Origin of the sequence: Mesorhizobium sp. LjRoot246 (assembly GCF_964254115.1) — a bacterium.
GTDB lineage: Bacteria > Pseudomonadota > Alphaproteobacteria > Rhizobiales > Rhizobiaceae > Mesorhizobium.
In genome coordinates this window covers 1,564,952-1,586,922 of sequence record NZ_CAXUSN020000001.1, presented here as the reverse complement: position 1 = coordinate 1,586,922, position 21,971 = coordinate 1,564,952, and the positions used below count along the sequence as shown (strand labels likewise).

General features: G+C 62.4%; 19 protein-coding genes. 10 read left to right on the top strand and 9 right to left on the bottom strand.

From position 1 onward, the window contains the following. Window positions 1-131: 131 nt before the first annotated feature. Both ACSQ3L_RS07565 and ACSQ3L_RS07560 read left to right on the top strand, forming a co-directional pair. The gene (locus tag ACSQ3L_RS07565; protein WP_436159373.1) at window positions 132-1,469 is read left to right on the top strand and encodes an efflux RND transporter periplasmic adaptor subunit; all 1,338 of its coding nucleotides are present in this window, start codon (window positions 132-134) and stop codon (window positions 1,467-1,469) included. Continuing rightward, entirely contained in the window at window positions 1,466-4,549 is a 3,084-nt protein-coding gene (locus ACSQ3L_RS07560; protein WP_436159372.1) for an efflux RND transporter permease subunit, read from the top strand. Before ACSQ3L_RS07565 ends, ACSQ3L_RS07560 begins: the two co-directional genes overlap by 4 nt. A 235-nt stretch (window positions 4,550-4,784) precedes the next feature. Here the strand turns inward: ACSQ3L_RS07560 and ACSQ3L_RS07555 are convergent, their stop codons facing one another. Next, the gene (locus tag ACSQ3L_RS07555; RefSeq protein ID WP_436159371.1) at window positions 4,785-5,240 is read right to left on the bottom strand and encodes a L,D-transpeptidase; all 456 of its coding nucleotides are present in this window, start codon (window positions 5,238-5,240) and stop codon (window positions 4,785-4,787) included. A gap of 344 nt (window positions 5,241-5,584) precedes the next feature. Here ACSQ3L_RS07555 and ACSQ3L_RS07550 point away from each other — a divergent pair, with 344 nt between their 5' ends. Both ACSQ3L_RS07550 and ACSQ3L_RS07545 read left to right on the top strand, forming a co-directional pair. After that, on the top strand, window positions 5,585-5,917 hold the full coding sequence (locus tag ACSQ3L_RS07550) for a hypothetical protein (protein WP_436159370.1): 333 nt from the start codon (window positions 5,585-5,587) through the stop codon (window positions 5,915-5,917). Window positions 5,918-5,953: 36 nt separating this feature from the next. Further along, complete coding sequence (locus tag ACSQ3L_RS07545; RefSeq protein WP_436159369.1) at window positions 5,954-6,121, top strand: hypothetical protein; 168 nt, start codon at window positions 5,954-5,956, stop codon at window positions 6,119-6,121. Between the two features lie 72 nt (window positions 6,122-6,193). Here the strand turns inward: ACSQ3L_RS07545 and ACSQ3L_RS07540 are convergent, their stop codons facing one another. Beyond that, window positions 6,194-6,880, bottom strand: coding sequence for a winged helix-turn-helix domain-containing protein (locus tag ACSQ3L_RS07540; protein ID WP_436159368.1), 687 nt, complete (start codon window positions 6,878-6,880; stop codon window positions 6,194-6,196). A gap of 46 nt (window positions 6,881-6,926) precedes the next feature. On the opposite strand from ACSQ3L_RS07540, the gene ACSQ3L_RS07535 reads away from it, so the two are divergent. Together ACSQ3L_RS07535 and ACSQ3L_RS07530 are read left to right on the top strand one after the other, a co-directional pair. Continuing rightward, window positions 6,927-7,700 (top strand): response regulator, encoded by a 774-nt coding sequence (locus ACSQ3L_RS07535; RefSeq protein ID WP_436163391.1) that lies wholly within the window; start codon window positions 6,927-6,929, stop codon window positions 7,698-7,700. A gap of 79 nt (window positions 7,701-7,779) precedes the next feature. Continuing rightward, window positions 7,780-9,867 (top strand): ATP-binding protein, encoded by a 2,088-nt coding sequence (locus tag ACSQ3L_RS07530; protein WP_436159367.1) that lies wholly within the window; start codon window positions 7,780-7,782, stop codon window positions 9,865-9,867. Window positions 9,868-9,982: 115 nt separating this feature from the next. On the opposite strand, the gene ACSQ3L_RS07525 is transcribed toward ACSQ3L_RS07530, so the two are convergent. Next, window positions 9,983-10,393, bottom strand: coding sequence for a hypothetical protein (locus tag ACSQ3L_RS07525; RefSeq protein ID WP_436159366.1), 411 nt, complete (start codon window positions 10,391-10,393; stop codon window positions 9,983-9,985). A 488-nt stretch (window positions 10,394-10,881) separates the two neighbouring features. Between ACSQ3L_RS07525 and ACSQ3L_RS07520 the strand changes: the two genes are divergently transcribed. Beyond that, the gene (locus ACSQ3L_RS07520; RefSeq protein WP_436159365.1) at window positions 10,882-12,084 is read left to right on the top strand and encodes an aromatic ring-hydroxylating oxygenase subunit alpha; all 1,203 of its coding nucleotides are present in this window, start codon (window positions 10,882-10,884) and stop codon (window positions 12,082-12,084) included. Window positions 12,085-12,152: 68 nt separating this feature from the next. Here ACSQ3L_RS07520 and ACSQ3L_RS07515 read toward each other — a convergent pair whose 3' ends face one another. After that, complete coding sequence (locus ACSQ3L_RS07515; RefSeq protein WP_436159364.1) at window positions 12,153-12,725, bottom strand: hypothetical protein; 573 nt, start codon at window positions 12,723-12,725, stop codon at window positions 12,153-12,155. A gap of 344 nt (window positions 12,726-13,069) precedes the next feature. Continuing rightward, window positions 13,070-14,491, bottom strand: a complete 1,422-nt coding sequence (locus ACSQ3L_RS07510) for an aminotransferase (protein ID WP_436159363.1) — start codon at window positions 14,489-14,491, stop codon at window positions 13,070-13,072. 257 nt (window positions 14,492-14,748) lie between these two features. On the opposite strand from ACSQ3L_RS07510, the gene ACSQ3L_RS07505 reads away from it, so the two are divergent. Genes ACSQ3L_RS07505 through ACSQ3L_RS07495 form a run of 3 tightly spaced genes read left to right on the top strand, consistent with a single transcriptional unit; the run spans window position 14,749 to window position 17,598 of the window. Continuing rightward, window positions 14,749-15,666, top strand: coding sequence for an ABC transporter permease (locus ACSQ3L_RS07505; protein ID WP_109665225.1), 918 nt, complete (start codon window positions 14,749-14,751; stop codon window positions 15,664-15,666). After that, window positions 15,663-16,487: an ABC transporter permease gene (locus ACSQ3L_RS07500; RefSeq protein ID WP_436159362.1), complete on the top strand. Its 825-nt coding sequence runs from the start codon at window positions 15,663-15,665 to the stop codon at window positions 16,485-16,487. The genes ACSQ3L_RS07505 and ACSQ3L_RS07500 overlap by 4 nt, the downstream gene beginning before the upstream one ends. 37 nt (window positions 16,488-16,524) lie before the next feature. Next, window positions 16,525-17,598, top strand: coding sequence for an ABC transporter ATP-binding protein (locus ACSQ3L_RS07495; protein ID WP_436159361.1), 1,074 nt, complete (start codon window positions 16,525-16,527; stop codon window positions 17,596-17,598). Here ACSQ3L_RS07495 and ACSQ3L_RS07490 read toward each other — a convergent pair. The 4 genes from ACSQ3L_RS07490 to betI form a co-directional block, all read right to left on the bottom strand. After that, entirely contained in the window at window positions 17,562-18,866 is a 1,305-nt protein-coding gene (locus ACSQ3L_RS07490) for a flavin monoamine oxidase family protein (RefSeq protein ID WP_436159360.1), read from the bottom strand. The two genes, ACSQ3L_RS07495 and ACSQ3L_RS07490, sit on opposite strands and share 37 nt — an antisense overlap. Continuing rightward, window positions 18,863-19,939 (bottom strand): extracellular solute-binding protein, encoded by a 1,077-nt coding sequence (locus tag ACSQ3L_RS07485; protein WP_436159359.1) that lies wholly within the window; start codon window positions 19,937-19,939, stop codon window positions 18,863-18,865. The genes ACSQ3L_RS07490 and ACSQ3L_RS07485 overlap by 4 nt, the downstream gene beginning before the upstream one ends. A 114-nt stretch (window positions 19,940-20,053) precedes the next feature. After that, entirely contained in the window at window positions 20,054-21,136 is a 1,083-nt protein-coding gene (locus tag ACSQ3L_RS07480; protein WP_436159358.1) for an ABC transporter substrate-binding protein, read from the bottom strand. Between the two features lie 30 nt (window positions 21,137-21,166). Continuing rightward, window positions 21,167-21,880, bottom strand: a complete 714-nt coding sequence (betI, locus tag ACSQ3L_RS07475) for a transcriptional regulator BetI (protein ID WP_436159357.1) — start codon at window positions 21,878-21,880, stop codon at window positions 21,167-21,169. Window positions 21,881-21,971: the final 91 nt, after the last annotated feature.

Here is a 21,971-nt window from a genome sequence, read left to right as displayed (position 1 = left end):
CAAGCTTAGGCCCAATTGACAAGACCGTCCAGCCGGTACAGTAAGACCGCCATTATTTGAAATCGGGACCCACAGTCGATATGTGTCCCGATGTCCGCGCTTCGCGCCGGATTTCGACTGAGGGGACTTCCTTGTTCAAGCGCATACTCCGTATCGTTATCATCGTTCTGGTTCTGGCCATGCTCGTCGTCGTGGTCGGCGGCATCGTCGGCTTCAACTTCCTGCGCGACAACGGGATCAAGCAGTATTTCGCTTCGATGAAGCCGCCGGCGGCAACCGTGTCGACGACCATCGCCAAGCCGTCGAGCTGGACGCCGGGCGTCGAGGCGATCGGTACGGTCAAGGCGGTGCGCGGTGTCGACCTGACGGTCGAGACCACCGGCATCGTCAAGGACATCCTTTTCCATGCCAATCAGAAGGTGGCGGACAATGCGGTTCTGCTGCAGCTCGACGACGCCGTAGAGCGCGCCGATCTCGAAGCCCAGAAAGCGCAAGCCGCGCTCGATCAGACATCGCTGGCCCGCGCCATCGAACTAACGAAGCGTGGCGTCGGTTCCGACTCGACGCTGGACACGGCGCGTGCGGCGGCCTCGGCCTCGGCATCCCAGGTCACCAAGCTGCAGGCCGTGCTCGACCAGAAGCAACTGACGGCGCCTTTCGGCGGCACGGTGGGCATTCCGAAGATCGATATCGGCCAGTATCTGGCGCCCGGCACCGCCGTGGTGACGCTGCAGGATCTCGACACGATGCGGGTCGATTTCTCGGTTCCCGAACAGCAACTCGCCTTGCTCAAGATCGGCCAGACGGTTCGGCTGGGTTTCGGCGGCGAAGACAGGCCGTTTGCCGGCGCCATTCGCGGCATCGACCCGAAGATCGACTCGTCCAGCCGGCTGGTGAACATCAGGGCGGAAGTCGCCAATCCCGACGGCAAGCTGACCCCTGGCCAGTTCGTGCAGGTGCGTGTCGAACTGCCCGAAGAGCAGAACGTGCTAACGCTGCCGCAGACAGCACTGACGACAAGCCTCTATGGCGATTTCATCTTCGTGGTGCAGCCGGCCAAGCCCGCCGAGGCTACCCCGGCTCAAGCTGCCAAGCCGGAGGAAAAACCTGCCGCGCCGGCGGCCGACAAATCGGCTGATGCCAAGCCTGCAGACGCCAAGCCGGCCGATGCCATGAAGCCAGCGGCTGATGCAGCCAAGCCTGCCGCCGATGAGACAAAGCCAGCTGACAAGGCTGCCGATACGGCCAAGCCCGCGGCGGAAGGTGACAAACCCGCGCTCGTGCTGTCGCAGGTGTTCGTCAAGCCCGGCCGACGCAATCAAGGCATGGTCGAGATCGTCGAGGGGCTGAAGGCCGGCGACGAGGTCGTCACCGCCGGTCAGAATCGCCTCTTCAACGGCATGTCCGTCGCTGTAGACAACACCATCGACCCGAACAAATCGGCGAACAAACAGGCCGACCAGCAATGAGCATTTCCGATCTCTTCATTCGCCGGCCTGTCCTTTCGACGGTCCTTGCCTGCATGATCCTGCTCCTGGGTTTCCAAGGCATCTTCAACCTGTCGATCCGGCAGTATCCGAAGGTAGACGAAACGGCGATCACCATCACGACGGCCTATCCAGGCGCCAGCGCCGATCTGATCCAGGGCTTCATTTCCGCCCCGATCGCCCGCGCCGTCGCCTCGACCGAAAACATCGACTACGTCACCTCGTCGAGCCGCCCGTCTTCCAGCACCGTGACGGTGCAGATGAAGCTCGGCTCCAACCCCGACGTCGCGCTGACCGAAGTGCTGTCGAAGGTCCAGGGCGTGCGCGGCACCTTGCCCGACGCCTCGAAGGACCCTGTCATCGTCAAGGGCACCGGACAGCAGTTCGCGATGATGTACATCTCGATGCAGAATCCGAACATGACGAAGGAGCAACTGACGGAGTATATCGAGCGCGTCATCAGGCCGCGCATGTCAACGGTCGAAGGCGTCGCCGACGTGCAGATCTTCGGCGCCCAGGAATACTCGATGCGCGTCTGGATCGATCCGGTCAAGCTTGCAGCGCGCGGCGTAACGGCCTCCGAACTGCTGACGGCGATCAACAATTCCAACTTCCTGTCGGCGCCCGGCAACACCGAGAACGAGTATGTCGTCTCGTCGATCACCGTTCGCTCGACATTGCAGACGCCGGAGGCATTCGCCGAACTGCCGCTGCGCTCGACCGACGGCAACGTGGTACGGCTGCGCGACGTGGCTCGCGTCGAACTCGGCGCCGAGAACACCGACACCAGGGTCAGCTTCAACGGCAAGCCCGGTACCTTCCTCGCTATCTTCCCGACGCCGGCGGCCAATCCGCTGACCACGGCGGCGGCGCTCACCAAGCTGGTGCCGCAGATTCAGGAGACGCTGCCGAAAGGCATGACGATCGAGGTCGTCTACGACGCAACCGGGCAGATCAGCGCCTCGATCGACGAGGTGTTCAAGACCATAGGCGAGGCGGTTGCCATCGTCGTCGTCGTCATTCTTCTGTTCCTTGGCTCCTTCCGTTCGGTGATGATGCCTATCGTCACCATCCCGCTGTCGCTGATCGGCGTCTGTTTCCTTTTGTTTGCGGTGGGCTATTCGATCAACCTCCTGTCGTTGCTGGCCATGGTGCTGGCGATCGGCCTGGTCGTCGACGACGCCATCGTGGTGGTGGAGAACATCCATCGCCATATGGAAGAAGACCACATGACGCCGATGCAGGCCGCGTTCAGCGGTATGCGCGAAATATCGTCGGCCATCATTGCCATGACCATGACGCTTGCCGCCGTGTTCGCGCCGCTGGCCTTCACTGGCGGCCTGACCGGCGCGTTGTTCCGTGAATTCGCGGTCACACTCGCCGGCTCGGTGGTGCTGTCGGGCGTCATCGCCATCACCATCACCCCGATGATGTCGGCACGCCTCCTGAAGTCCGGCACGCCGGGCCGTTTCCAGCGCATTGTCGACGGCACCTTCGCGCGCGTCGAGCATGTCTATGAACGCGCCGTCACCGGATCGCTGAACTATCGCCCATTGACGCTGATCATCGTGCTTGCGCTTGTCGGCGTCACCGGCTTCATGTTCACCAAGACCTCGAGCGAACTTGCGCCGGAAGAGGACCAGGGCTTTCTGCTCTCGATTGTGACAGGGCCACGTTATGCGACCTCCGATTACACCGAGACATACGTCAACCAGATCCTCGGTTTGGTGAAGGATATTCCCGAAACACGGGCGCAGTTCTCGGCCGTCGCCTTCGGCGGCACGACAAACAGCGCCTTCGTCGGCTATGCCTTCAAGGACTGGGCGGAACGCAAGCGCAATTCGAAGGAACTGCAGGCCGACATTACGGCCCGCATCGCCAAAGTGGCCGGTGTCGAGGCCTTCGTCTTCGCACCGCCGACGCTGCCGGGCTCCGGCGGCGGCCTGCCCATTTCCATGGTGGTGCGATCGACCGGGGCTTCCTCGGAAGTGTACGAAGTCGCCGAGCAGATCAAGAACAAGGCGCAGGCCTCCGGCCGCTTCATCGTCGTGCAGAATTCGATGGCCTATGACGCACCTGAGGTGACGGTGACCATCGACCGTGACCGCGCCGCGGCGCTGAACCTGCCGATCGCCGATATCGGCCGCACGCTGACATTACTGGTCGGTGGCGCCGAAGTGGCGCAATTCGACCGCGACTCCAACAGCTACGACATCATCCCGCAGGTGCCGCAGGAGTTTCGCGACAACCCCGATAAGCTCGGCGAATACTTCGTGCGCAGTGTGACGGGCGAGATGGTGCCGCTATCGGCTGTGGTCAAGATTTCGACCAATGCGGCGCCGGCGGCAATCGAGCAGTTCAACCAGCTGAATTCGTCGACGATTTCGGCGCTTCCGCTGCCCGGCGTCACCACTGGCGACGGGCTGAAGGCGCTGGAGGACATCGCCAAGGAGAGCCTGCCCGACACGTTCTTCCTCGACTATTCCGGCCAGTCGAGACAGGAAAAGGAACAGGGCAACACCATCCTGATCGCTTTCGCGGCGGCCGTTGTCGTCATCTATCTGGTGCTGGCGGCGCAGTTCGAAAGCTTCCGCGATCCTCTGATCATCATGATGGCGGTGCCGTTATCGATCTTCGGCGCCATCGTGCCGCTCAATCTGGGCCTCGGAACGCTTAACATCTATACGCAGGTCGGCCTGATCACACTGATTGGTCTGATCACCAAGCACGGCATTCTGCTGGTCGAGTTCGCCAACCAGCAGCGCGAAATCCATGGCATGCGGCGGCATGACGCCATCATCGCCTCGGCCAAGGTGCGCCTGCGGCCGATCCTGATGACGACGGCGGCGATGGCGCTTGGCGTGGTGCCGCTGATCACGTCCAGCGGCGCTGGTGCGGCGGCCCGCTATTCGATGGGCCTGGTGATCTTCACCGGCATCCTGGTCGGCACCATGTTCACGCTCTTCGTCGTGCCCATGTTCTACACCTTCATCGCCAGCAAGGACCTGCCTCATCTGGCCGAGAAACCGGATCCCAAGCTGATGCCGGCGCTGCCGAGCTAGGTCCGAGAAAGTACCTCACGGTTTTCCCGCGAGAAGCGCATAGCGCCTTCCCTCAGGAACTGCGCAAACCGAATAGATGGAAACAAAAGAAAAGAGGCTGGAAATTTCCGGCCTCTTTTCTTTCTGGCTGGGCTCGATACCGCCGGTTTGCGCTGTACTCAATACCGCAGCGTTTTCCGGCGGGAGCCTTGAACAAGGCGCGGCAGCATGCTGACACGCCGTCGGTCGCAGCCTGCTACTTGACGATGACGATGCTGGTGTTGGTCGCCCCGAAGGTTTCGACGAGCTGGTAGAAATCGGCGGCGTTGTCGGGATGCAGCCGAACGCAGCCATGCGAAGCCGGCTGGCCGAGACGCTTGATCGCATAGGTCGCATGCACCGCGTAGCCGCCGCTGAAGAAGACCGAGTGCGGCATTGGCGCGTTGTCGTATTTCTTCGAATACCACATCTCATGCATGCGCGTCGGCTTGAACGAGCCGGTCGGCGTCACATGCGCCCGGTCACCGGTAGAAACCTTCCAGGCGAAGGTCGGGCGTCCGTCGACAGAGACTTCCATGACCTGCTGCGAAAGCGAAACACGAGCCACGATCTTGTTGGCGGCATGCGCCGCACCCGAGCCGAACAGCAGTGCGGCACCGGTCAGCGCCGCGGCGGCGATGTTGATGAGCTTGGCGGAAATGGCGGTATGCATGAAGAAAATCCCCTCTCTCTGCCGGTCCAGCCGGCTCCAATTCGATGGCTGCTTATCCCAACGTCATGTTTCGAGCAGATTTCGCAAAACACTCGTTTGTGTTTCGAATCTGTTTCCACTGGTTAACAAACGCCACCCTCCCATAGAGCCCTCGGTGGCCCGCCAGCGAGACCAAGGTCAGGAACATGGGTATCCGCCGCTAAACGAAAGTGCGAATTAGCAGAATTCGAAAGAACGGTCGTAGATCTCGAAACCGAACTGCAACAAAACGCGGCTTTGTGCGGCATGATCCGGATACGGGCCGCAAGCAAAGTTGACGCAACGAAAACAGCCGGTAACGAAACATGGGAACGAAATCGAACACGCTGTCCTGGCTTCTCAGGATCAGCATCGCGGCAGTGGTCATCGGTGGCGTCGGCACGGTTGCCGGCACCCCGCTGACAAGCCTCGGTGCGATGACTTCAGGCGAGATTTCCACGCTTCATGCCGCACTATTTTTCGCCACGGTCTGGATTGTTTCCAGCCTGCGCATCGCCCGGCTAAAGGCCCTCTGGCGGGTCGGCCTTAGGCTGACGGGTTTGCGCGGCGCCTCCGGCAACTTGCTGCCGAGAGGACCGAAGGCCCGCGCCGCGACGGGGGGCTCCGTGGGCGGCGCGGGCGCTTCGGGGGTATCCTGAAGCGACCCGCAACAAACCATTTTGGGGATTGGTACGATGAAAACGAAATTTGCCGCTTCGGTGCTGTCCGCACTGCTTTACGCTCAGGGCCTGCTCGGCTTTGCCGGCCTTGCCACCGTGCTGCTCAGGGACCGCGCCCACGCAGGCGAGCTGGCCATGAACAGTGACATGCCAGTCGGTCCATCGCTTCTGCTGGTACGCTGAGCGCCAGGAGCGTCGGGGCCGGAGATGGAAAATCCGATGCCCGACACAAGAGGCTGCGTCAGCGCCCGGCGATCAGTCGGCGAATTGCCGCGGCGGATCGAACCGGTAGCCGGCGCCACGTATGGTGGTGATGGTTTCGGTGTCGAGTTTGCGGCGCAGCCGCACGATGCGCGAATCGATCGAGCGATCGAAGGCATCGGCGTTTTCGGCCGGTGCCGCGGCAATGATGTCGTCGCGCGTCAAAACCTTGCGCGGACTGGCCAGGAACAGCCTGAGCAGCGCCACCTGACCGGGCGAAAGCTGTTCCTCCGTGCCGGAGCGATGCATGACCATCGCCGATCTCAGATCGACGGTGGCATTCTCCAGCACGATCAGTTCCTGGCTGCCCCTGCCGCGTCGCGAAAGCAAGCCGCCGACACGGGCGGCCAGTTCCCTGACATTGAGCGGGCTCTCGACGACGTCGGCCGCACCAAGTTCGAGCGCCAGCACCTTGTCAACGAGATCGACCGGACGGCAGATCAGGATGAAATCCGGTCCGCCTTCGCCGCCATGCCGGCGCAGCAGGTCCCGCCCCTCCGCCTGGCTGAGGCTGTCGCCAACGACGACGACGTCGATGCCTCTTCCCGACAGCAGCGATTCGGCCTCCCAGGGCTGGCGCGCCTGATGCACATCGTGGCCGCGCCGCTCGAGATGGTCGGCGAGTTCGGTCGCGACCACTTCGGCTACCGAAACGAGCGCAATGACGGATCGTGCAGCCATGTTTTCCAACCGTTCCCTGGCAACCCGGATATGAGTGCTGGACATGATGTTTATACCCAATCTACTTTCCACTGAAAGTGGGAGCGAAAGCATCGTGCGGGCAAGAATTGTCATCGTTGAGGATGAGCCCGATCTGAGGGACGCAGTCGCCGAATATCTTGGCGCCTCCGGCTATGACGTGGCCACCGCTGAAAGCGCTGCCGCAGCGCGCAGCCTCGTTGAAACGCAATCGTTCCATCTCGCCATCCTCGACATCGCCATGCCCGGCGAGGACGGCCTCTCGCTCGGCCGCTGGCTGCGCTCGAAACTGCCGATCGGCATCATCTATGCAACAGCCGCCGGCACCGCCCTCGACCGCATCGTCGGGCTGGAGCTCGGCGCCGACGACTACATCGTCAAGCCCTACGAATTGCGCGAAGTGTTGGCCAGGGTCCGCTGCGTGTTGCGCCGGGTTCCCCAGCCGCAGGAGCTCCACGACAAGAAGGCCGGGACGGATCGCCGTTCCGTTGCCTTCGGCCCCTTCCAGGCCGATCTCGACGGCAGGCTGGTCACCGGCGCCAATGGCGCGGTCATCGACATGGCCAAGAGCGAATTCGACGTGCTGGAGATTTTCCTCACCCGCGCCAACCGGCTGCTGACCCGCGCCGCGATCTCCGAAGCGATCGGCTTTACCGAGGATCCGGAATCGTCGCGCGCGGTCGACATTCGCATCATGCGGCTGCGCAAGAAGATCGAGACCGATCCGGCCAATCCGAAATTCCTGCGCACCGTGCGCGGCGAGGGCTATATCTTCTCGCTGCCGACCGGCGACGGCAACTGAGCATCGGAGCCGAAGGGTTCGGATTCGCAGCTATTGCCCGCCGATCGAATTGGCACGACTCCGATGGTGACGGCACAAGATGATCGCTGAAGCAGCAAGCACGGATATGCAAGGGTTCAGGCAGGGTGCCGCGATGGCGGCGGTGCGTATCGTTCGCCGGCTGCGTGAGGCCGGCGACTGGCAACGCGAGATGGACGGTATCCTGGAAACGCTCTGCCGGGCCATGGATTGCCAGCGCGGCATCCTGTTTCGCTTGCGCGAACTGCCCGGCCAAGGCTTCGCCCAATCCGTCGCCGCCTACTGGATAGACCCTATTTTCGGCGGCGAACTGGCGTCGCCGACCGTGATCATGCAATCGATCGTCAATTCGGACCCGCTGCTGGAGCGGCTGGCCGAGGACGAACGGCAAGGCAAGATCTTCGCTGGGCACACGCGCGATCTCGAAGGTTTTCTGAGGACCGACTTCGAAAAGCAGAACATCAAGTCGTTCCTGTCGGTCTCGGTCTTCGCGCATGGCCACCTGTGGGGCACGCTGGCGGTCAATGACTGCGTCGACGAACGCGAATGGACCGACGAGGAAGAGGCGACGCTGCACATCATCGCGCTCGCCATCGGCGATGCCATCGAGCGCTCGCCGTCCGACGCCCATGCCAGCGAGGTCATTCGCCGCACCATGCTGCAGGCCTCGCTGGACGCCATCGTCGTCATAGACGAGACCGGCTCCATCATCGAATTCAATCCCGCCGCCGAGAAGATGTTCGGCTTCCAGCGCAGCGACATACTCGGCAAGGACCTGCTCGACACCATCGTGCCGATCTACTACCGGAAGGGCTATGCTTCCGGGGCCGAGTACATGTCCGGCCGCGGCGCGCCAATGGTCGGCCAGCGACTCGAGACGGTAACCCAGAACGCCGCCGGCGAAGTGTTCCCGATCGAGCTGACGGCGACCGAGATGCGGGTCGCCGACCGCCGCCTGATCTTCGGCTCCATCCGCGACCTGCGCGACAAATTGCGCGCCGAGGAGGAAATCGGCCGCCAGCGCGAGAAGCTGCACCAGAACGAAAAGATGGCGGCGATGGGTTCGTTGCTGGCCGGCGTCTCGCACGAGCTCAACAACCCGCTGGCCGTGGTGGTGGCGCAATCGACGCTGCTGCATGAATTCGCCTCCGATCCGCAGACCAAGGTGCGGGCCGAGAAGGTGCGTGCGGCCGCCGAGCGCTGCGGCCGCATCGTCAAGAGCTTCCTGTCGATGGTGCGCCTTCATCCCGCCGCACAAGCCGAGACCGACCTCAACCAGGTGATCCGGGCGGCACTCGAAGTGACCGCCTATGGCGCGCGCTCCAGCGGCATCATCATCGACACCGATTTCGCCGCCGGCCCGCTGCTGGCCATGGCCGACGCCGACCATGTGACGCAAGTGGCCGCCAATTTCCTCATCAACAGCCAGCATGCGCTGGCCGGTATCGCCGGCGACCGGCTGATCAAGGTGCGGACGTTCCGCAGCGACCGCGCTCACCCATGCTTCTCGGTCGAGGACAATGGACCCGGCGTGCCGGAAGCGATCCGCAGCCGCATCTTCGAATCCTATTTCACCACCAAGCCGGTCGGCGTCGGTACCGGTATCGGCCTGTCGATCTCGAAATCGATCATCGAGCGACACAATGGCAATGTCTGGTTCGAGGAAGTGAACCCGAGAGGCGCGCGTTTCGTCGTCCAGCTGCCGGCCATCGTGGCCGGCCTCGCCACCGCCGGCGACAACCAGCCGCGTTCGAGCGGCCTGCGCCATGCCCTGATCATCGATGACGAGCCGGATGTCGCCGGCTCGCTCTCCGACATTCTCGAACTGATGGGCATCAAGTCGCGGATCGTGCCGGTCTGGGAATCGGGTGCCGCCACCTTGAGCGGCCACATGCCGCCGGACATCGTTTTTTCAGACCTGCGCATGCCCGGCGTCAGCGGCATTTCGATCTATCGTGAACTGCTCGCTGAAAAGCCCGATTTGGCGCGGCGTTTCGTGCTGGTCACCGGAGACCTGATCGGTGCCAAAGCCGAAATCGAAGCCTTGCCAGCGCACCAGCGACCGCAGATTCTGGAAAAGCCGTTCAGCACGCTGGATGTGCGCAGCGTGCTCTCCGCCATCGCCGAACAGGCGGCCTTGAAAGGATAAAAAAGAGGCCCCCGGGGGCGGGAGCCAAAAGGAGCGCACTGGAGGGGGCGCTCGGGGAGGTCAGAGCATGATCCACAAAACGGGAACGGTTTTCGGGATCATGCTTCGACGGAAATCAGAAAATATTCGGCGTGCCGGTCAACGGCGCGGCATTGGCGATCATGCGGATCGCGCGGCTTTTGTGTGTTCCGGACTGTTCGGCGATAGCGCGCAGGCAATCCATGCTCTCGGCGCCCCAGGCCTGGCCTTTGCAGGCGAAGTCGGTCACCGGCATCGGTAGGCGCGCCGTCCTGGTCGTCGTCTGTGCGCCCTCGACGAGGTTGACCGGCGGATTCAACGAAGCGAAGGCCGGCCCGATTGTCGGCGTGAACGCCATGCCGACGAAGGCGCAAGCAGCCAGCACCATGAACATCGCCATGGGGTGGTCGCTGGCCCGCTGGCGCAGCGCCAGTTTCGGACGGCGGTCATTGCGCTCTGGAGCCTGAAAGCGGCTCTCGCTGCGGATCGTGTGGATTTTCGCATGCATTGCCTTCCCCTTCGCTGAGTTTCTTTTTGGTGATGAAACGAATTTAGCCGCACCTTGTAACGGCGCTGAGGTGGCGCATGATTGCTAATGTAACGGGTTTGAAACAGCATTTCGGGCAAAATCGGTCATAATCGGGCATGGCTACGCCGCCTATTCGCCAATGGGCGATTGTCTGCCGCCCTTTTGACCGAATGGCCCAAGTCGGCGCAGCGCGCACAACCGACTGGCAAGGCGGTCTTTTCTCCGCGGAAAAGGCTCGCTTCTTCCCTTCGCCGTTCGCGCGGCAAAGTCTGGTCGCGACACCGCTTCCGAAACTCGACTAACATCCGGATTCTCTGGGGTTTTCCGGGCCTGCAGTGGAGCAGATTCTGGTCGTGAACGGCGCGTGGATTCAGTCACGAAATCCTTCGAATTTTCACAAGCCATTGCATTTCAATGAGAAATATGCTTTTATTGAATGATTATTCAATAAAAAGAAGAGCCGTTTTATGAACCCGCACCTCCGTGACGTGGCGATCCCCAACGATTGGGACCGGCGGGGATTGCCGGGCTGGAGTTACCATTCCGATGCCCTTCTCGAGCTCGAGAAGGAGCACGTCTTCCGCAACCACTGGCAGATCGTCGGACATGTCTCCGATATTCCAAATGCCGGCGACTACCTGACCATGGACGTGGTTGGCGAACGTGCCTTGATCGTACGCGGCAAGGATGGCGTCGTGCGCGGCTTCAACAACATGTGCCGTCATCGCGGCAGCCGCGTCGTCGCCGACAGCCAGGGCAATTGCAAGAACGCGCTTGTGTGCCCGTTCCATGGCTGGGTCTACAATCTCGACGGCACGTTGCGCGGTGCCGCACGCCCGCGTTCCTTCCCCGATCTCGACAAGACCGAGTTCGGCTTGATGCCGCTCGACCTGGAAATCTGGATGGGCTTCATCTTCATCCGCTTCCGCAATGGCGGGCCGCAGCCCTCGGTCGCAGAACTGATGAAACCGATCGAGCCAGAATTCGCGCATTACGACGCCGCCGACATGGTGCCTTCCTGGGGCATCTGGAACCAGAAGACCCCGGTCAACTGGAAGTCCGTGCGCGATGTCGACAATGAGGGCTACCACGTCGCCATGGCGCATCCCGCCTTGCAGGATCTCTATGGCGCGACCTATTTCGACGAACCTTTCATCAACGGCGTGTCGCGCTCCTTCGCCACCTATAACCCGCATGCGGGCCGCCGATGGAGCGTCAAGAACTACGTCAAGATCGCCCCCGAGCCGCAGCACCTTCCGGCCTATCTGAAGAAGGCCTGGGTCTATTACGGCATCTTCCCCAATGCGGTCATTTCGGTGATGCCGGAATCGGTGCAGTTCTATCAGGAGTTTCCGCTGTCGACGGGTGAGACGCTGCTGCGCGGCGCCATCTATCGCTACCGCGACGAAAGCCGCGAGCAGGCCGCCGCCCGCTACCTCTCCTTCCGCATCGACCGCGACACCATGTCGGAAGATGTGCAGCTGTCGGTGTGGTCGAACGAATCCATGCTGTCTGAAGCCTTCGAGGGCTTTTATCTCTCCGACCTCGAATATGGCGTGCGCACCCACCACGACCATCTGCGCAAGATGTTGCCGGTACTGGGCCTGGAGACCGCGCCCGAGGAGAAGGACATGTGGAATTTGAACGACGCGCTCAGATCGCGGTCTTAGGAGCGAACGGCGAGGTGGCTCGGTTCAAAACAGATGCGGATGTCATGCCAAGCGGGGCACCAGTAGCTTCAGGGTTTTGTTCGGCGGGCTAGATGTTCATACGTGATTTTCCAAGGGTCGCTTTCGGAAGATCTTTCCTCGCCGATCCAATGGAAGCTGTTGGCGGTTATTTCAGTGAAGCACCATCGCGTTTTCAGACCGCGCGAATCATTGCCGAGCTGGACGATGTCCTTACCCTCGGCCCGCCCGATCTGGCGCGAGTGGTCTCGGTTGAGCGGGTCGTTCCATATGATGTGCCAGCCATCGATCCCAGGATCGAAGATGCGCAAGGTCGTACCATACATCGTCGACGGTGCAGGGCGCTTGGGCCTGATCCAGATATCCTGAATCGCGCGGCCTTCGAGCACCCAGCCAAAATGGCATTCTCCATCCCATTTCTGGATCGTGCCGTCGTCCAGGTGGTGGACCGTGTCCATTTCCCAGCTTCCAATGAGCCAACCGTATAGCTCCATGTCTTTCGCGAGGTCGGCTGGGGGACCTTCGGATCCGAGAGCGGTGAGAAACGGAGAAATCGCCATCGTTATACTGCCTTTCGTTTCCAGACAGACGAAATCAACTGACCAGCGCAGCCGGTGGCCCATGTCGCGTCCCGCAAGCGCCCCTTGTGGAATTTTGCGACGGAAGCCCCTTTCGACGCCGGAACCACCACAACTTGCAGCGTTGCGGTGTCCCGGGCTTGGGGAAAATTGCTATAATCGCTGGGGTCAACGTTACTCTGAGGGACGACATTCTTGACCGGATCTATGAGGTCGTGCCGCCGGCACCGATACCGGGGCGATCGAGACGGCCTACAACCCGGCGATCCTGAAGGGACCTGCACCGCTGGCCGCTGGCCGCTCGCCAGGCGAGCGGCTGCTGACCGGGCAACATCGCCCGGCGCCGCCCCTTATCCGCCTGCCGACACCTTCTCGTACGGGAAAGGCATTTACCCCTGCCACACACCTTCCCGGCGCAAATCATCCATCGTCCGCGAAATGCCTTCGCGCAGGATGCCGACCATCTCGTCGATCTGCTCGCGGGTGATGATCAGCGGCGGCGACATCACACACATGTTGATCAGCGGCCGGACCAGCAGGCCAAGTTCGTGGCAATGCGCGTCGATGCGTTTTCCGACATCCTTGTCGAGCTGCAGCGGATCCTTGCTTTCGCGGTCCGCCACGCATTCGACGCAGCCCATCAGCCCGAGGCCCCGCACCTCGCCGACCAGCGGCAGTTCTTCCAGCGTCTTAAGCTGCGCCTGGAAATAGGGCGCGACTTGCTGCGTGTGGGCAAGCACGCCCTCCTCCAGCAGGTCGAGGTTTTTCAGCGCAACGGCGCAGCCGACGGGATGGCTGGTGTAGGTCAGGCCGTGGCCGAACATCGCGTCGGGATGGTTCGAGCGCCGCAGCTCTTCCAGCAACCGTTCCGAGATGATGACGCCACCAAGCGGGAAATAGCCCGAGGTGACGCCCTTGGCGAAGGTGATCATGTCGGGATCGATGCCGAACACATCGCCGGAGGCAAAGACATGACCGAGCCGGCCGAAGGCCGTCACCACCTCGTCGGAGACATAAAGGATGTCGTTGTCGCGGCAGATCTCGCGGATGCGCTTGAGGTAGCCGTCGGGCGACACGACGACACCGCCGGATGCCTGCACCGGCTCGCCGACGAAGGCGCCGATCCGCTCGGCGCCGACGCGGGCGACCGTATCGCGGAACTGATCGACGAGGAAATCGGTGAAAGCAGCCAGGCTCATGCCGTGCGGACGGCGGAACGGATCGGGCGACGACAGCTTGATCACCAGCTCATCGGCGCCGTCCATCCAGTCGCGGTCACGCGGGCGGCCGTTGAGCGAGGCCGACAGATAGGTTGAACCGTGATAGGCGCCGCCGCGGCTCAGGATCAGCTTCTTCTCCGGCCGGCCGCGCACATTGTTGTAGAACTGCATGAAGCGCAGCGCCGTCTCGACGGCGGAGGAACCGCCGGTGGTGTAGAAGACGTGACTGAGATCGCCCGGCGCGTGGCTGGCGATGCGCATAGCGAGTTCCGCTGACGGCGCGTTCATCGTGTACCACGGCGTGTTGTAGGACAGCGCCATCGCCTGATCGTACATCACCTTGGCGAGCTCCTCGCGACGGTGGCCGACATTGACGCACCACATGCCGGCCGGCCCGTCGATCAGCCGCTTGCCGGTGCCGTCGGTGATGTAGATGCCGTCGCCTTCACCGATCAGCGCGCGCGCTTCCGCACCGACCGAACCGGCGAACGGCCAGGGCTGGATAAGATGGCGCTTGGCCAGTTCGACTGCATCGTCGCCGGGCTCCGCGCCGGCCATCTCGGTCGCCTTCAGGTCTCTTGCCGCAGCCATCGTCGCCTCACATTGCTTCACAGATTTTCATCGGACACGAAGTGAGATGCCCCGCGTTGGAAACAGCCGCTTTCTTCACTTCATTTTGAATGTCCGTTCAATCAATATTGCAGAATTGGCGCTTGATTTCAATCCAAGGATGCGCGCATGATGAAAGAAAGCCGGCAAGGGGAACGAGCCGCCGGCACCAGCACAGTGGGATGCCGCATGGCGGGACAGTCCAGGCCAGCAACCGCGATCACAGCCGGAGCCCTGCAATGACGGCGGCCGCGGAAGGGTCGCCCCCGTTGCGCATGACGCGGGCCAGACGAAATGCCCTTCTGCAGTCCGAACCCGTACAGGGTCTTGCCCTGATCAGCCCGACCTTCATCTACGCGCTTATCCTTCTGGTCCTGCCGATCCTGGTGGTCATTGCGCACTCGTTCTGGACGCAGCACTACCTAACCATCGACCGCACCTTTACGCTGGAAAACTACCGCGTCGCACTGACCGAGCCGATCTACCGCGATCTCCTCTGGCGCTCGCTGTACATCTCGCTGACGGTCAGCCTGCTCACCGTCCTTCTGGCCTATCCGATCGCTTACTTCATTTCGTTCCATGGCGGCCGCCACAAGAGCCTTTGGCTGTTCCTCATCACCATCCCGTTCTGGACCAGCTATCTGCTGCGGGTGATGTCGTGGAAGGTCATCCTTGGCTACAACGGCGTGCTCAATTCCGGCCTGATGGGCCTCGGCATCATCGACGAGCCGTCGACCGCGCTGCTCTACAATTCGAGCGCCGTCATCATCACGCTCACCCATGCCTGGGCGGCCTTCGCCATCCTGCCGATCTTCGTCTCGCTGGAAAAGGTCGACCGCACGCTGGTCGAAGCAGCCACCGATCTCGGCGATGGCCCGCTACGCTCGTTCCTGCGCGTGACCTTGCCGCTGTCGGCGCCGGGCGTCATCTCGGCGGCACTGATCGTCATGATCCCAACCGTCGGCGACTACGTCACGCCGAAGCTGGTCGGCGGCAAGGACGGCGTCATGATCGCCAATGCCATCCAGGCGCAGTTCGGCAAGGCCTCCAACTGGCCGCTGGGTGCCGCCCTTTCCGTCACCACCATGCTGATCGTGACGCTGATGGCGGGCGCCACGGTTCTGATCATCCGCGCTGTCCAGAGGCTGGCGCGATGATTGCGGTGCGGCGTTTCCTGACCGGCGGCTGGCTGGGGGCCTATGCGTTCCTCTACGTCGTCTTCCTCTACCTCCCGGTGATTTTCCTGCCGATCTTCTCGGTCAACACGGCGGCGACACCAAAGTTTCCGCTCACCGGATTCACCTTGCATTGGTACGAGGATTTGCCGCGCACGCCGGCCCTGCTCGACGCCGCCTGGAACAGCATGATCGTCGGCGTGTCGGCCGCCGTCCTGTCCACCGTGCTCGGCATCCTCGCCGCTCGCTCGATCACCCGCTATCGCTATCCCGGCCGCCGCACCATTCACGGCCTGATCATGGCGCCGCTGGTTCTGCCCGAGGTGATCGTCGCCATCTCGATGCTGCTGGTGATGCTGCAACTCGGCTTGAGCCTGTCGCTGTTCACCGTCGTGCTCGGCCATGTGCTGGTCTGCATTCCCTATTCGATGACGGTGCTGACCTCCGGCTTCGAAGGCTTCGACCGCAGCCTGGAAGAGGCCTCCGCCGACCTCGGGGAGAGCGCCTTCGGCACCTTCCGGCGGGTGACGCTGCCGATGGTGGCGCCGGCCATCATCTCCAGCCTGCTGGTCTGCTTCACCATCTCGCTCGACGAGTTCATCATCGCCTTCTTCCTGACCGGGACCGAAGCGACGCTGCCGATCTACATCTGGGGCCAGTTGCGCTTCGCGGCCAAATTGCCGGGCGTGCTGGCACTGGGCACACTGCTATTGGTCGCCTCATTCTTGCTGATGACAATTGCCGAAATCCTGCGTCGCCGCGCGGCCAGACGCACCCAGAACGAGGGAGGCCTCTATGCCTGAGCAGCCCCAAATCTCGCGCCCCCAATCCGACCGATCCATGATCGAGATCCAGAACGTCACCCGCAGCTATGGGACGTTCAAAGCACTCGACGACGCCTCGCTGACCATCCGTGAAGGCGAGTTCTTCTCGCTGCTCGGCCCGTCCGGTTGCGGCAAGACCACGCTGCTGCGCATGATCGCCGGCTTCGACAATCCGACCAGCGGCTCGATCTCGGTCGGCGGTCAGCCGATGGAAGGCATCCCGGCCAATCGCCGACCGACCAACATGGTGTTCCAGAGCTACGCGATCTTCCCGCATCTCAATGTCGAGCAGAACGTCGCCTATGGGCTGAAGCGGCTGAAGCTGCAGGGCGGCGAGGAAAAGCGCCGCGTCGAGGAGGCGTTGGCGCAGGTCTCGCTGACCGGCCTCGGCAAGCGCCTGGCGACGGAACTGTCCGGTGGCCAGCGGCAGCGCGTGGCGCTGGCGCGCGCGCTGGTGATGCGGCCCAAGGTGTTGCTGCTCGACGAGCCGCTTTCAGCGCTGGACAAGAAATTGCGCGAGCAGATGCAGGTCGAATTGCGCCGCCTGCAGCAGGCGGTCGGCATCACCTTCGTGCTCGTCACCCACGACCAGTACGAGGCGCTCGCCATGTCCGACCGCATCGCCGTTATGTTCGGCGGCAGGATCGCGCAGGTCGCCTCGCCCAAGGAGATCTACCAGCGGCCGGTCACCCGCCAGGTCGCCGACTTCCTCGGCGGCATGAATTTCGTCAAGGCTCAGATCGTCGAGGAGAACGGTGCCTCGCTGGTCGTCGACACGCTGGGCTTCGGCCGCATCAAGACCGACAAGCCGAAGGCTTTCGTGCGCAATGGCGGCGGCGCCACGCTCGGCATAAGACCGGAGCGGCTGCGCGTCCTGTGGGACAATGCAACGGCCAAATTCGAGGTCGCCGGCAAGGTGGTGGAACGCCACTATTTCGGCGAGATCACCCATTTGATCGTCGAGATACCGGGTCTGGAAAAGCCGCTGTCGGTGACCGAAACCAACGATTTCGGTGCCGACGACATCCCGGTCGGCACCTCGATCCGCCTCGCCTACGATCCCGAAGCGCTGGTGGCGATGGCGGATTGAAGCCCGGCGATGATCCTGCGCGCCGCGATGCGCCCGACAATGATGGCGCCTTCGACATACCCTGGGAATGACGGCGACAGTTCCGACGCGGCAAAATACACCGGCGGCACGCCGGCCAGGATTGTCGGCTCTGCGTTCGTGGCCGTGACATTGGTGACGAGGTCGCTATACGCGCCGCCGCTCCACCGATCATCCGTCCAATCGCGATAGCTCAGATCGAGGATGCCGGCCGCTTCCGGACCAAGCGCTTCCACCAGCCGCCCGGTCACTTCGGCGCGCAGTGCCGCATCGCGGAGTTGGCACCAGCGCAGGGCCAGCGGCCCGCCGACGAAGACGACAAGCGCGGCATGCTCCTCATCCCTGCTGGCGTCACAGGCAAATAGCCCCGGCAGATCGCGCCACATCACCATGCCGCTCAGACCGCGGTCGCGCCAGAAGGGTGTAGGGTAGCGCACCAGCAGCTTGATCACCGCACCGCTGTCCCAAACGTCTAGCGCCTTGGCAAGCGTTGCCGGCAAGGCAGGGGAGAAATCGAGCCTGGAGGCCGTCGCCGGAGGCACCGCAATCAGCGCCGCGCGTGCCTCGATGACGCCGTTGGGCGAGACGGCGCGAGCGCCATACGGCCCATGTTCGATGCGCGTGACCGGCTCGCCGAGCCGCAGCCGGCCGCCGAGATCACCGGCCAGGTCCTCGGCCAGCGACTGCATGGTCTCGCGCAGGAAATATTGCAGCTCTGGTACCTCATTGGTGATGCGCCGGTCATTGTCGATAAGATGCCAGAGAGGCACCCGTTCCAGCGCCAGGCACCACAGACCCTCGATCATCGATCGGAAGCCCGCCTTGGCATCGACCGAATCGTGCTGGTGTCCGAGCCAGTCGGCAACGGTCAGCCCGGCAATCGAGGCATCGTCCGGATCGATCCGGTTCATGCGTTCACGGATCGCCATCGCAGCATGGTAGGTCCGCTCAGCCTGTTGCACGGGCATCGCCGGATGGGTGATGAAATCGCCATGGACATAGGTTTCGATCAACGTCTTGCCGCGTGCCGCGACCAGGGCCATCAATTCCGGCATGTCCTCACAGAGGAACTGGCCGCCACTGTCGATGCGTTCGCCAAGCCCGTTCTTTCGGGATTCGACGCGCCCGCCGACACGGTCGCGTGCTTCGAGCAACAGAAAGTCGATGCCCGCTTTCTTCAGCTCAAGTGCCGCCGACAGACCGGTGAAGCCGGCGCCAACGATAACGACATCGGTTCTTTCGCTCTTCAATAGCCAGCCTTGATCTTCTCGAACTCGGCCACCATGCGCTGCTTGAGTTCCGGCGCCACCGGCTGCTGGAACAGCGTCTTATCGAGAAACTTGTCGAGGTTGTCGAAGCCGCGATCGGTCAGCACGGTGTGGTCGATGGCAGCCATGCCGGCGCCATTGCCGTGGCCATAGCCGAAGGTCTTGACCAGGTAGTCCGAGACGGCGGGCGCGTTGACGGCGCTGAGGAAATCATAGGCTTGATCGAGCTTGCCGGGCGCATCCTTCATCAGCACATAGCCGCACACCCAGGTCGAGATGCCTTCCTTGGTGTCGCGGTTCATGGCGATCGGCATGCCTTGCCCCTTCAGCGTCACAAAGGTCTCGTTCCAGCCCCAGACGAGGTCGACCTCGTTGCCGATAAAGGCCTGGTTGAGGTCGGTGTCGTCGGTCCAGTAGAAGCGGATGTTCTTGTGCACGTCGCGCAGAAAGGCGGATGCCTCCTGGAACTGCGCGTCGGTCATCTTGGTCCAATCCTTCAGCCCGATCACCAGGCTCGCCAGCGCGTAGGCATCATCGACATTGTCGCCGATGGTGACGCGGCCCTTGAATTTCGGATCGGCGAAAATCCTGAGCGATTGCGCCTCTTCAGCGGACACCTTGTCGGTGCGGTAGAGCAGCGAGGTGTTGCCCCAGTCGAACGGCATGAACCAGGCTTTGCCGTCGGCCGTGACGGCGAGATCCTTCATCGCCATGATGCCGGGATTGAGGTCCTTCCAGCCTGATATCCTGGAGGTGTCGAGTGGCTGCAGCATGCCGGCCTCGCGCCACTTGACCACGCTTTGCGAGCAGGGGTGCGCGATATCGGCCTTGAAGCCTGCCCGCATCTTCTCGAACGCTTCGTCCTCGTCGCCGAAGAAAGCGAAGGTCGGCTCGGCGCCATGTTTGGCCGCGTAGGCTGGATGCAGCAGCGGATCCTCATAGCCCGACCAGTCGAACACCACGAGATCGCCGCCGCCTTCGGCAAAGGCATAGACCGCACCGGCGCCGATCATGCACGCGGCGGCAAGGGCAAGGCGGCGTAGCACTGACTTCATGGCGCGAAACTCCCCCGTCGCGAAAAAAGCTGCTGCGACGTTAAGAGAATTCGACCGCTTTGGCGAGCCCGCCCGCCCCTCGTGCGGGTGGACGAACGGGCAGTCGCGACAGGCTTAATAGCCGGCTTTGATCTTCTCGAATTCGGCGATCATCTTGAGCTTGAGGTCGGAGGGTACCGGCGACTGGAACAGCGTCTTGTCGACGAATTTCTGCACGTCGTCGTAGCCCTTTTCCTTCAGCACCGCCTGATCGACGCCGGCCATGCCCTTGGCATTGGCTTGGCCATAGCCCCAGTCCTTGACCAGCACCTTGGCGGTCTCCGGATCGTTGACGGCGTTCAGATAATCATAGGCCTTATCGATATTGCCAGGTGCGTCCTTGAACAGCACGTAACCGCAGACCCAGGTCGAGATGCCTTCGTCGGTGTCCTTCTTCGCCATGATCGGCACGCCGGCTGCCACCGACTGCACGGTGGCGTCATTCCAGGCCCAGGCGAGATCGACCTCGCCGCCGCTCAGCAGCTGCACGACGTCGGTGGTGTCGGTCCAGTAGGAGCGCACGTTCTTGTGCACCTGGCGCAGGAAATCGGATGCCTGCTTGAACTGGTCGTCGGTCATCTTGGTCCAGTCCTTGAGGCCGATGGCAAGGCTTGCCAGCGCGTAGGCGTCGTCGACATTGTCGCCGATCGACACCCTGCCCTTGAATTTGGGATCGGCAAAAGCCTTCAGCGATTGCACGTCCTTGGCATCGATCTTGGAGGTGTTGTAGGTGAGCTGGGTATTGCCCCAGTCCCAGGGCATGAACCACGCCTTGCCGTCCGACGTCGTGGCAAGATCCTTCATCGCCATGATGCCGGGATTGAGGTCCTTCCAGCCTGCGATCTTAGACGTGTCGAGCGGCTGCAGCAGGCCGGCTTCGCGCCATTTGACCACGCTTTGCGAGCATGGGTGGCCGAGATCGGCCTTGAAGCCGGAGCGGACCTTCTCGAACGCCTCGTCCTCGTCGCCGAAGAAGGCGAAGGTCGGCGAGTCGTCGTTCTTCTCGACATATTTCGGGTGGAAGCTCGGGTCCTCATAACCGGACCAGTCGAACACGATCAGGTCCTGGTCGGCAGCGACCGCAAGGGCCGCGGCCGAAGCCGCCAGCGCACCAGTCAGCGCCAGGGTCAATGTCAGGCGTCGGGTCAGTTTCTTCATTGCTCCATCCTCTGTCTTGTTCTGGTGTTCTTATGGTTCCGTGGCGCCGGCCGCCTTCGACGGATAGTGTTTCGGAAAGGCCACCGACAGGAATTCATTGGCCGCTTGCAGCGCGCTCTCACGGCTGGTGTCCTCGGTCCCCATCATCAAGCGCAGCCACAGCCCCTCCAGCATGGCGCTGAGCGCCAGTGCCATGACCTGCGGCTCATAGGCATAGGACCCGCTTTGCTTCAGCGTCGCGCACAGGTCGATGAAGATGGTCTGATAGACGGCATCGCGCGCACTGCTCAGCGCCTGGTAGGTCGGCCGCGACTTGGCCTCGCCCCAAAAGGCGCACCAGGCGGCGAGCTTGCGCTTGTTGCAGATCGAACGGTCGAAATCGGCCGCGACCAAGGCCTGGAGCTGATCGGCGGGATCGTCGCCTGCCTTCTGCAGGGCATTGCGCCAATGCGCCGAGTATTCGTCATACATATGCTGCAAGGTCGCGATCAGCAGCTTTTCCTTGCTCTCGAAGTGGAAATTGACGATGCCACGCGACAGGCCGGCGCCGTCGGCGACATCGGCCATCGTCGTTTCCGAATAACCCCGCTTGGCCAGGGAATCGATCGTCGCCTCGATGAGCTGAACCTGCCTGACCTCCTTCGAGGCCTTGCGTCCGCGCTTTTCGGCCTCGCTTTTCCGCGCCGATTCGAGGAGGGCTTCCCTGGCCACTGCTGTCTTCATGCGTGTCATGGTCTCCAGCATCGCCGGCTATCCAACCGGCTTCAATTCGCGAAGATGAGTGGGACGGTGTTCGCCACAATCAAGCACCTTCTGCATGGCCTCCCAGGTTCGG